This is a genomic window from Pseudomonas sp. GM78 (genome assembly GCF_000282475.1).
Taxonomy (GTDB): domain Bacteria; phylum Pseudomonadota; class Gammaproteobacteria; order Pseudomonadales; family Pseudomonadaceae; genus Aquipseudomonas.
Window position 1 is genome coordinate 61895 of record NZ_AKJF01000021.1, and the last position, 10831, is coordinate 72725.

The 10831-nt window shown below is 60.7% G+C and carries 6 protein-coding genes; 3 read left to right on the plus strand and 3 right to left on the minus strand.

Annotated elements, in window-relative coordinates; all coding sequences use genetic code 11:
• Positions 1 to 276 precede the first annotated feature (276 nt).
• Positions 277 to 444 (minus strand): hypothetical protein, encoded by a 168-nt coding sequence (locus tag PMI35_RS34880; RefSeq protein WP_008055194.1) that lies wholly within the window; start codon positions 442 to 444, stop codon positions 277 to 279.
• 204 nt (positions 445 to 648) lie between these two features.
• Here PMI35_RS34880 and PMI35_RS29040 point away from each other — a divergent pair, with 204 nt between their 5' ends.
• The 3 genes from PMI35_RS29040 to glgB all read left to right on the plus strand — a co-directional run bounded on the left by PMI35_RS29040 (position 649) and on the right by glgB (position 8371).
• A complete protein-coding gene (locus PMI35_RS29040; protein ID WP_008055195.1) occupies positions 649 to 2643 on the plus strand; it encodes an alpha-1,4-glucan--maltose-1-phosphate maltosyltransferase in 1995 nt (664 codons plus the stop codon).
• A 149-nt stretch (positions 2644 to 2792) separates the two neighbouring features.
• Positions 2793 to 6134, plus strand: coding sequence for a maltose alpha-D-glucosyltransferase (treS, locus tag PMI35_RS29035; RefSeq protein ID WP_008055196.1), 3342 nt, complete (start codon positions 2793 to 2795; stop codon positions 6132 to 6134).
• Positions 6135 to 6136: 2 nt separating this feature from the next.
• On the plus strand, positions 6137 to 8371 hold the full coding sequence (gene glgB, locus PMI35_RS29030; protein ID WP_008055197.1) for a 1,4-alpha-glucan branching protein GlgB: 2235 nt from the start codon (positions 6137 to 6139) through the stop codon (positions 8369 to 8371).
• 73 nt (positions 8372 to 8444) lie between these two features.
• On the opposite strand, the gene PMI35_RS29025 is transcribed toward glgB, so the two are convergent.
• Both PMI35_RS29025 and PMI35_RS29020 read right to left on the minus strand, forming a co-directional pair.
• Complete coding sequence (locus tag PMI35_RS29025) at positions 8445 to 9512, minus strand: autotransporter domain-containing protein (protein WP_008055198.1); 1068 nt, start codon at positions 9510 to 9512, stop codon at positions 8445 to 8447.
• A gap of 310 nt (positions 9513 to 9822) precedes the next feature.
• Positions 9823 to 10831: autotransporter family protein (locus PMI35_RS29020; protein ID WP_008055199.1), on the minus strand; the 1009-nt coding region annotated here is incomplete at its 5' end.

Sequence of the window (10831 nt, forward strand, 5' to 3'; positions counted from 1 at the left end):
GCCAGCCGTCGACGATAGGTTCACGGTTGAGCGCGTTTTCCTGTGCGCTCGCTGTTTCTGTGAATCTGCTGACGTTAAAAAATAGGGCGTTCATGGCTGGCCATACTCAAGGCGGGTGAAGTAGTCGCTATGTAAAGCCCTGGGCAGATCTCCGTAAAGCGCCGCAGGGGCAAAAAAATCCAATTCAGGACCGGTCCTACGCACTTGCAGGAAAGGTCATTCGGTTTCTTCCTTCGATCGTTCCCCCGGCGTGGCAAGGGGAACGTTCAACTGTCTTCATTCAGGGATCACAATCACCGGTGGCATCGTCGTTGGCGGCTCTTCCCGGGGTGGCGGGTTAGTGCCTGGCGGTTCCTGCTCGGGCACAGGCTGCGGATCGGTGGGTGGTATCACCGGGTCATCGATGTTCGGATCTGGGGTTTCGGCGGGGAATGGATTGTTCATCGTTGATGCCTCCAGTGGCACATGGCGTGAGTCGTGCTTAAGTTGGTTGACCACTGCGCGCAGGATTTGATTCCGGCAGATCGCGCTGAACTTTTCCCGGCGGCCGGCGCTCGGAACCTAAGTGAGTTCATTGCAGGGGCAATCGCCCGGCGCGATGACAATCAGACACAAGAGCGTCCATGGGGCGTAAAGGAGTGATGCTCGATGACGGCTGAAAAACCGACTGAACTGAGCTACAACCCGCACATGCCACTTTCCCAGGCCTTGCTGCTGCCGCGAATCGTGATCGAAAACACCCTGCCGACCCTTGAAGGTGGCCAGTTTGCGGTCAAGGCCGTGGTGGGGCAGGACGTGGTGGTGACCAGCAAGGTGTTCGCCGACGGTCACGACAAGCTGGCGGTACGAGTGCGCTGGCAGGCCGAGGGCGATGAGGTCTGGCAAAGCGAGGTCATGGCCGATCTGGGCAACAATGGCTGGCAAGGCCGCTTTCGGGTGCAGAGCCAGGGCCGCTATGTGTTCTGCATCGAGGCCTGGATCGATCAATTCGCCAGCTTTTGTTACGAACTGGAAAAAAAACACCTCGCCGCCGTTTCGGTCAGTCTTGAACTGCAGGAAGGTCGCCTGCACGTCCAGCAAGCCGCCGAACGCGCCGAAGGTCAGCTGAGCGAGCAATTGGCCGCGTTGCACCACGAACTGTCGGGATTGCTCGAAACCGAGCAGGTTGCACTGTTTCTGCACCCGCGTAGCACCGAGTTGATGGCACAGGCCGATCATCGTGCCTACCTGAGCCTGAGCCCCGAGTACCCGGTCGATGTTGAGCGAGAACTGGCACAGTTCGCCAGTTGGTATGAACTGTTCCCGCGCTCGATCACCGACGATCCAGCGCGCCATGGCACTTTCAACGACGTGCATTCACGGCTGGCGATGATCCAGGACATGGGCTTCGACGTCTTGTACTTCCCGCCGATCCACCCGATCGGCCGCAGTTATCGCAAAGGCCCGAACAACTCACTTACCGCCGGTCCCGACGATCCAGGCAGCCCGTACGCCATCGGCAGTGAAGAGGGCGGGCACGAGGCGATTCACTCGCAGCTGGGCACCCGCGAAGACTTTCGTCGCCTGGTGGCGGCGGCCGCGGATTACGGCCTGGAGATCGCCCTCGATTTTGCCATCCAGTGTTCCCAGGACCATCCTTGGCTCAAGCAGCACCCCGGATGGTTCAACTGGCGGCCGGACGGCACGATCAAATACGCCGAGAATCCGCCGAAAAAATACCAGGACATCGTCAATGTCGACTTCTATGCCGTCGAGGCGATTCCCAGCCTGTGGGTCGAACTGCGTGACATAGTGGTTGGCTGGGTGCAGGAAGGCGTTAAGATCTTTCGCGTCGACAACCCGCACACCAAGCCGCTTCCATTCTGGCAGTGGCTGATCGCCGACGTTCGCGCGCTGTATCCGGAGGTGATTTTCCTCGCCGAAGCCTTTACCACACCGGCAATGATGGCGCGGCTGGGCAAGGTCGGTTACTCCCAGAGCTACACCTACTTCACCTGGCGCAACACCAAGGCGGAGTTGGCAACCTACTTCACCGAACTCAACGAATCGCCGTGGCGCGAATGCTACCGGCCGAACTTCTTCGTCAATACACCTGATATCAACCCGGCGTTCCTGCATGAATCCGGTCGCCCCGGTTTTCTGATCCGCGCGGCATTGGCGACCATGGGCTCGGGGCTGTGGGGCATGTATTCAGGGTTCGAGTTGTGCGAATCGGCGCCCGTGCCGGGCAAGGAGGAATACCTCGATTCCGAGAAGTACGAGATCCGCCCCAGGGACTTCAATGCCCCCGGCAACATCATTGCCGAGATCGCCCAGCTCAACCGCATCCGCCGGCAAAACCCGGCGCTGCACTCGCATCTGGGCCTCAAGGTGTATAACGCCTGGAATGACAACATCCTGTATTTCGGCAAGCGCAGCCCCGACGGCAGCAATTTCATTCTGGTGGCGGTCAACCTTGATCCGCACAACGTCCAGGAGGCGAATTTCGAGTTGCCGCTGTGGGAGATGGGCTTGCCGGACGATGCCAGCACCCAGGGCGAAGACTTGATGAACGGCCATCGCTGGACCTGGCATGGCAAGCACCAGTTCATGCGCATTGATCCTGCGTATCAGCCGTTCGGGATCTGGCGAATTACCCCCTAAGACGCGAAACCTGTGGGAGCGAGCCTGCTCGCGATGACGTCGGCACATCCAACATCAATGCGTCAGATAAATCGCCATCGCGAGCAGGTCGAATCGTCGCACCGTCGCTCCCACAGGGGAATCGGCCTCGAATTCAACAGGAGTTTCAAATGGCGAAGAAACCCAAGGCTGCCACCTTCATCAAGGACCCGCTCTGGTACAAGGACGCGGTCATCTACCAAGTTCACGTCAAATCCTATTTCGACTCCAATAACGACGGTATCGGCGACTTTCCCGGCCTGATCGCCAAGCTCGACTACATTGCCGACCTGGGCGTCAATACCATCTGGCTGTTGCCGTTCTACCCCTCGCCACGCCGCGACGATGGCTACGACATCGCCGAATACCGCGGCGTGCACAGCGACTACGGAACCATGGCCGACGCCAAGCGCTTCATCGCCGAAGCGCACAAGCGTGGTTTGCGGGTGATCACCGAACTGGTCATCAATCACACCTCCGACCAGCACGCCTGGTTCCAGCGCGCACGCAAGGCCAAGAAAGGTTCGGCCGCGCGGGATTTCTATGTGTGGTCCGATGACGATCAAAAATACGACGGCACTCGCATCATCTTTCTCGACACCGAAAAATCCAACTGGACCTGGGACCCGGTGGCCGGCCAATACTTCTGGCACCGCTTCTACTCGCACCAGCCGGATCTTAATTTCGACAACCCGCAGGTGATGAAAGCGGTGCTGTCGGTGATGCGCTACTGGCTCGACATGGGCATCGACGGGTTGCGCCTCGATGCCATCCCGTACCTGATCGAGCGCGACGGCACCAACAACGAGAACCTGCCGGAGACCCACGACGTCCTCAAGCAGATCCGCGCCGAAATCGACGCCCATTACCCGGACCGCATGCTGCTGGCCGAGGCCAATCAATGGCCGGAGGACACCCAGCTGTACTTCGGCGACACCGACAAAAAGGGCTTGAACGGCGACGAATGCCACATGGCGTTCCACTTCCCGTTGATGCCGCGCATGTACATGGCGCTGGCCCAGGAAGACCGTTTTCCGATCACCGACATCTTGCGCCAGACCCCGGAGATCCCGGCCAATTGCCAGTGGGCGATTTTCCTGCGCAACCACGATGAACTGACCCTGGAGATGGTCACCGACAAGGAACGTGACTACCTGTGGAACTACTATGCGGCCGACCGCCGGGCGCGGATCAACCTGGGGATTCGCCGCCGACTGGCGCCGCTGATGGAGCGTGATCGCCGGCGCGTGGAGCTGCTCAACAGCCTGTTGCTGTCGATGCCTGGCACGCCGACCTTGTACTACGGTGACGAGATCGGCATGGGCGACAACATCTACCTCGGCGATCGCGACGGTGTGCGCACGCCGATGCAGTGGTCGATCGACCGCAACGGCGGGTTTTCCCGCGCCGACCCGGCCAGCCTGGTGCTGCCACCGATCATGGACCCGCAATACGGCTATCTGTCGGTGAATGTCGAGACCCAGGCCGGCGATCCGCATTCGCTGTTGAACTGGACCCGGCGCATGTTGACGGTGCGCAAGCAGTCCAAGGCATTCGGTCGCGGCAGCTTGAAAATGCTCTCGCCGACCAATCGCCGGGTGCTGGCCTATACCCGCGAATACACCGGCCCTGATGGCAAGCACGAGATCATTCTATGCGTGGCCAACGTTTCGCGCAGCGCCCAGGCCGTGGAGCTGGACCTGTCGGCGTACGTCGGCATGGTGCCCGTGGAGATGCTCGGCGGTAACGCCTTTCCACCCATTGGCCAATTGAGTTTCCTCCTGACCCTGGCGCCCTACGGTTTCTACTGGTTCGGCCTCGCCGCGGAAAACCAGATGCCGAGCTGGCACGTGGAACCGGCGCAAAGCCTGCCGGACTTCACCACGCTTGTACTGAAAAAGCGCATGGAAGAACTGCTCGAAGCGCCATCACGCACCACATTGGAGCAGGGCATCCTGCCGAACTGGCTGCAGAATCGCCGTTGGTTCGCCGGCAAGGACGCGGCCATCGAACAGGTCAACCTGGCCTACGGTGTGCGATTTGGCGATGCGCAGCATCCGGTGTTGCTGAGTGAAATCGAAGTCACCGGCGGCGGCCAGACCAGCCGCTACCAACTGCCGTTCGGCTTCATCGCCGAAGACCAGGTCGGCACGGCATTGCCCCAGCAATTGGCCCTGTCGCGGGTGCGCCGTGGCCCGCAGGTCGGCTTGATCACGGATGCCTTCAGCCTGGAAAACTTCATCCGTGCGGTGTTGCAAGGCATGCACAACCACACGGTGTTGCCGTCCGATGGCGGCGAGATCCGTTTCGAACCCACGGCCGAGCTGGCCAAACTGGGCCTGACGGCGGAGTCGGCAGTGCGTTACCTGTCCGCCGAGCAATCCAACAGTTCGGTGGTGGTCGGCAACAGCCTGGTGTTGAAACTGATCCGCAAGGTCGCCTCGGGCGTGCACCCGGAACTGGAAATGAGCGCCTACCTGACCGCTGCCGGTTTCGGCAATATCTCGCCGCTGTTGGGGGCGGTGGTGCGGCGGGATGCGACGGGCGAGGACAACCTGCTGATGATCGCCCAGGGCTACTTGAGTAATCAGGGCGATGCCTGGGAGTGGACTCAGAACAACCTGGAGCGGGCATTGCGCGACGAACTCGCGGACGCCATGTCCGAGCAGGAACAGCACTACAACGCGCTGGGCGAGTTGAAGGATTTCGCCGCCATGCTCGGCCAGCGTCTGGGTGAAATGCATCAGGTGCTGGCGGCTGCCAGCGAAAACCCTGACTTTGATCCGCACATCACCACGCAAAAGGATGCATCGGCGACGGGCAAGGACGTCGTGGCACAAATCGAGCATGCATTGAAGTTGCTCAAGCAGCATCAAGATGAACTGAACCCGGCGGACAAAACCCTGGTCAGCCGTTTACTGGAGAACAAAAAGGCCATTCTCGGGCATGTCCAGGAGCTGGCCAAAAAGACCGCTGGTGGATTGCGCATCCGTGTGCACGGTGACTTGCACCTCGGCCAGGTGCTGGTGATCAAGGGCGATGCCTACCTGATCGACTTCGAAGGCGAACCGGCGCGACCACTGCCCGAACGTCGAGGCAAGCACAGCCCGTACAAGGATGTCAGTGGCGTGCTGCGTTCTTTCGACTATGCGGCGGCGATGACCATCAACGTGCATAACGTTGATAACACAGCGAATGCCCAGGAAGCTCGCCAACGGGTCGGCGATCGCTATTTAAGTGAGGCAAGACAGGCATTTATCCACGCTTATCGGCTGGCGGCAGCTACGCTTGGCCATGCGTGGCAAGATCCGGATGGCGAAGATGCCGCCTTGGCATTGTTCGGTCTGGAAAAGGCGGCGTATGAAGTGGCATACGAGGCGGAAAATCGCCCCGGCTGGCTGCCCGTGCCGTTGCACGGTTTATATGGATTATTGAGTGGGCTTAAACCCTTTTCCGATCTTGGTGGAGAGTAGTCATGAGTTTCTCGAACAAGGAACAGGGTCATCATCACAGTGAAGCGCTGCTTCCCAGGGCGCGGGATATCGATGCGCTGGTGCGGGCCGAGCATCGCGATCCCTTTGCCATTCTTGGCCCCCACGGCGATGGTGCCGGCGGACAATTCATCCGCGCTTATCTGCCCGGCGCCTTGAGCGTGCAGGTAGTGGACAAGGCAACCGGGGAGGAGCTGGGCACCCTGGAAGCGACCCAGACCCCAGGGCTGTTCGTCGGGCATTTCCAGCGGGCACAGCCGTATCTGTTGCGCACCCGCTGGGCCGGTGGCGAACAAATTGCCGAAGACCCCTACAGTTTTGGCCCGCTGCTCGGTGACATGGATTTGTACCTGTTCGCCGAAGGCAATCACCGCGATCTCAGCAGCGCCCTGGGCGCCCAGTTGAAGACCGTCGACGGTGTCGATGGCGTGCGCTTTGCCGTGTGGGCACCGAATGCCCGGCGGGTGTCGGTGGTGGGTGACTTCAACGTCTGGGACGGTCGTCGCCACCCGATGCGCCTGCGCCACCCCACCGGTGTCTGGGAACTGTTCATCCCGCGCCTGCAGGCAGGGGAGGCCTACAAATACGAAATCCTCGGCAAGGAAGGGATCCTGCCGCTCAAGGCCGACCCCATGGCGCTGGCCACCAGCTTGCCACCGGATACCGCCTCGAAAGTCGCCCCGCCTTTACGGATCGACTGGCAGGATCAGGACTGGATGCTGTCGCGCGGCGAGCGCCAGCGCCCGACGGCACCGTTGTCGATCTACGAATTGCACGCCGGTTCCTGGCAGTGCGAGCTGGACGACCTGGGTGAAGTGGCCCGGCAATACACCTGGCCGGAGCTGGCTGAGCGGCTGATTCCGTATGTGAAGGACCTGGGGTTCACCCACATCGAGCTGATGCCGATCATGGAGCACCCGTTCGGCGGCTCCTGGGGCTATCAATTGCTTTCGCAATTCGCCACCAGCGCCCGCTACGGGACGGGAGACGAGTTCGCCGCCTTCGTCAATGATTGCCACCTGGCGGGTATCGGCGTGATCCTCGACTGGGTGCCGGCGCATTTTCCCACCGACGTCCATGGTTTGGCCCAGTTCGACGGCACTGCGCTGTACGAGTACGGCAACCCTCAGGAAGGCTTCCACCAGGACTGGGACACCCTGATCTACAACCTGGGGCGCACCGAAGTGCACGGCTACATGCTGGCGTCGGCGCTGCACTGGCTCAAGCATTTCCACGTCGATGGCCTGCGGGTCGATGCGGTGGCCTCGATGCTGTACCGCGACTACTCGCGCAAGGCCGGCGAGTGGGTGCCCAACCGCCATGGCGGCCGGGAGAACCTCGAAGCCATCGACTTCCTGCGTCACCTTAACGACGTCGTCGCGCTGGAAGCCCCCGGGGCGCTGGTGATCGCCGAAGAGTCCACCGCCTGGCCCGGTGTCAGCCAGGGCACGCAACAGGGCGGCCTGGGTTTCGCCTACAAATGGAACATGGGCTGGATGCACGATTCGCTGCACTACATCCAGCAGGATCCGGTGTACCGCGCCCATCACCACAACGAACTCAGTTTCGGCCTGGTGTATGCCTGGTCGGAACGTTTCATCCTGCCGATTTCCCACGATGAAGTGGTGCACGGCAAACACTCGCTGATCGACAAGATGCCCGGCGACCGCTGGCAGAAATTCGCCAACCTGCGGGCCTACCTGAGTTTCATGTGGGCCCATCCGGGCAAGAAACTGTTGTTCATGGGCTGCGAGTTCGGCCAATGGCGCGAGTGGAACCACGACCAGCAGCTTGATTGGTATCTATTGCAGTACTCCGAACACAAAGGCGTGCAGAAGCTGGTGAGCGACCTCAATCGCCTGTATCGCGAAGAACCGGCCCTGCACGAACAGGACGATGTACCGCAAGGCTTCCAGTGGCTGATCGGCGATGATGCGATCAACAGCGTCTACGCCTGGATGCGCTGGAGCAAGGACGGCCAGCCGATACTGGTGGTCGCCAACTTCACGCCGGTACCGCGTGAGGCTTATCGGGTCGGCGTGCCGTTTGCCGGGCAGTGGAGCGAGGTGTTCAACAGCGATTCGTCGATCTATGCCGGTTCCAACTATGGCAACAGTGGCGGGGCAACCACCGAGCAAACGCCGAGCCATGGCCAGGCGTTGTCGCTGGTGCTGAACCTGCCGCCGTTGGCGGTGTTGATGTTGCGGCCGGCGGGCTGATTCAAGCCGTCTTCGCGGGCAAGCCGATTCGTATGTCGATCAGGCTTGCCCGCGAAGGGCCCGGAGATTTCTTTCACCAACGCATCCGCACGCCCAGGCTGCCGATCAGCCCATTCAAATCATTGTCATCCACATCGCTGCTGTAGTCGGCGCTGACGTACAGGCTCACGGTCGGCGTCACCCTGGCCACCAACCCCAGACCCAGTTCGACCGTCGAGGAGTATCGGCTGCTGCTGATCTTGTCGACCTGGTCGAGGGTCACGGTATTGCCGGTGTACACCGTGTGCCACAAGTTGGTTCGCACATAGGGTTCGACGGGCAGGCCGTTGATGTCATAGCTACCTTTCAACTTGGCACCGACCCGGCCGCTCCAGGAGCTGAGTTCGCTGGAGGAGGCGTTGCCCGAACCCGCATAGGGCGTATCCAGGGTGATTCGCTGATTGATCAATTGCGCCTGGGGTTCGACCACCCAGTTTTCACTGATGCCAATCGGGAATCCGCCTTCGACCGAGAGGGTCACCGCGCTGCCTTCGGTGGCTTGCCTCGCGCCTTGCTCATTGCGACTGAACCCGTTGACGCGACCCCCACTGGCCGACAGATCGACGTGCCAGCCTTGCGGGCCGGTCAGGCTCCAGTAGGCGCCGAGGCTCTGCCCTTGCAGGTTGAGGGTGTCGTTGCGCGGGTCCGATTGCGCGCGATTGGTCAGCAGGCCGTTGCCGGTGCCATGGAACTCGGCGGTACCGCCGATCAGGCCGACCCGTTGGGTGTGGCCGTTATTGCTTTGCAGGGTCAGGAGCGCCGGGCTTTTTTGCTCGCCGGAGCCGGGAATGGAAAAACCCTGGGCGAGGGCATCGGTTTGCGCCTGGCGCGAGGCCTGGCCATACAGTTGATCCCAGGCCCCGGGCGCAGCCTCTGCGACGGTCAGGCTTGAACTGCGTATATCGGCAATCGGGCTGAAGTGGCCGGGATAAGGGGTGGTCGGTGCAGGCAGGGTGAGCGTCGGGATGTCCTGGCGATACCAGGGGGTGGTTTCTTCCTCGGCGGGGGAAGCCTGCACTTCCATGGATGAACACAACAGCAATGTACTTGAAACGGTGCAAACACTAATCCGGATCTCTTGAGGGGTGAATGAAGTTTTCATGGAGGTCTACCTTGCAATCGCATGCGGTATCTCGCTTTGGCGTCTCTCCTACCCCGAGTGAGGGGCGACCGAAGAATTAGGGCAAGCCGACTCCTGCCCGTTTTTACGGGTGGTTAACGGTTGGTCCTGATGGTGGTTCCGGGGTAGTAACGTGAAGTCAAGAGGACCCCTGACCTTGCGTCAAGAAAATGGCCGATAAGTGGTAGGGGTATTTCAGATCATATAAGTGACTGATTTACGTCGCATACCTAAGTGCTTGTTTATTGGAAGAAACGTCAAAAAACTCGCGAGCTAGAGCCTTTGCTCGGACTTACCAGCTCACCCTGATTCCCAGGTTGCCGCTCATTCCATGCAATGGGTTGCTGTCGATATTGCTGCTGTAATCTGTATTGACGTACAGGCTGACATCAGGCGCCACCGTCAGGATGGCGCCGACGCCGATATCCGCCGATGAGGTGCGTTGTTCGGTGTTGATCTCGGTGCTGTCGTCGAATTTCACTGTGTCGGTTCCCGATAATGTGTGCCACAGGTTGACGCGCAGGTACGGTTCCAGCGGCAGGTTGGCGATTTTGTAGCGCCCCTTGAGCCGGGCGCCGAGCCGGCCGGTCCAGGCAGCGTCCGAATCGAACGACACCTTGGAAATGCCGTCGTCCTGACTTTTCAGATCAACCTGTTGATGGATGATTTGCACCTGGGGTTCGATCACCCAGTTGGCTGCCACTGCAATGGGGTAGCCGGCCTCAGCCGAGAGGGTAACGGCATGGCCATCGTTGTCGATTTTCAGGCCGCGATCGGAGCGGCTTTCGCCGTTCAGCCAGGTGTACATTGCCACGGTATCGACGTACCAGCCCATGGGATCGACCAGGGTCCAGTAGAGCCCCAGGCTATCGCCTTGCAACTCGACCTTACCTGCACGTTTGTCCTGGAAGCCCTGGTTGAAACCGTCGACATCACCCTTCAACCGACTATGGCCGATGAAGAAACCGGTGCGCTGGGTCTGCCCACCGGACGTTTGCGAACCGAACAGATCGTTGCCCACCTGAAACCCGTTGAGCGAGCCGTCGAGCCGTGGCGTGACGGTGCCGGCCCAGGTCTGCTCGAAGTTTTTCCCGTAGACCCGGCCCCAGCCCGCGCCAAAGGCGCCGGTCTCGTTCAGCAGGCGTTGATCGCCCTGGCGATCATGGAAGGTGCCAAGTGTCGTCAGGGCCAGCTGCGCAGCCGCCGGTGGCAACACAGACCACACCGGGACTTCCTGGCGGTACAGGTCAATGGGTGCAGCACCGGGCTCAGGAACCGGCAATGGCGGCGAGCCGGCGGCC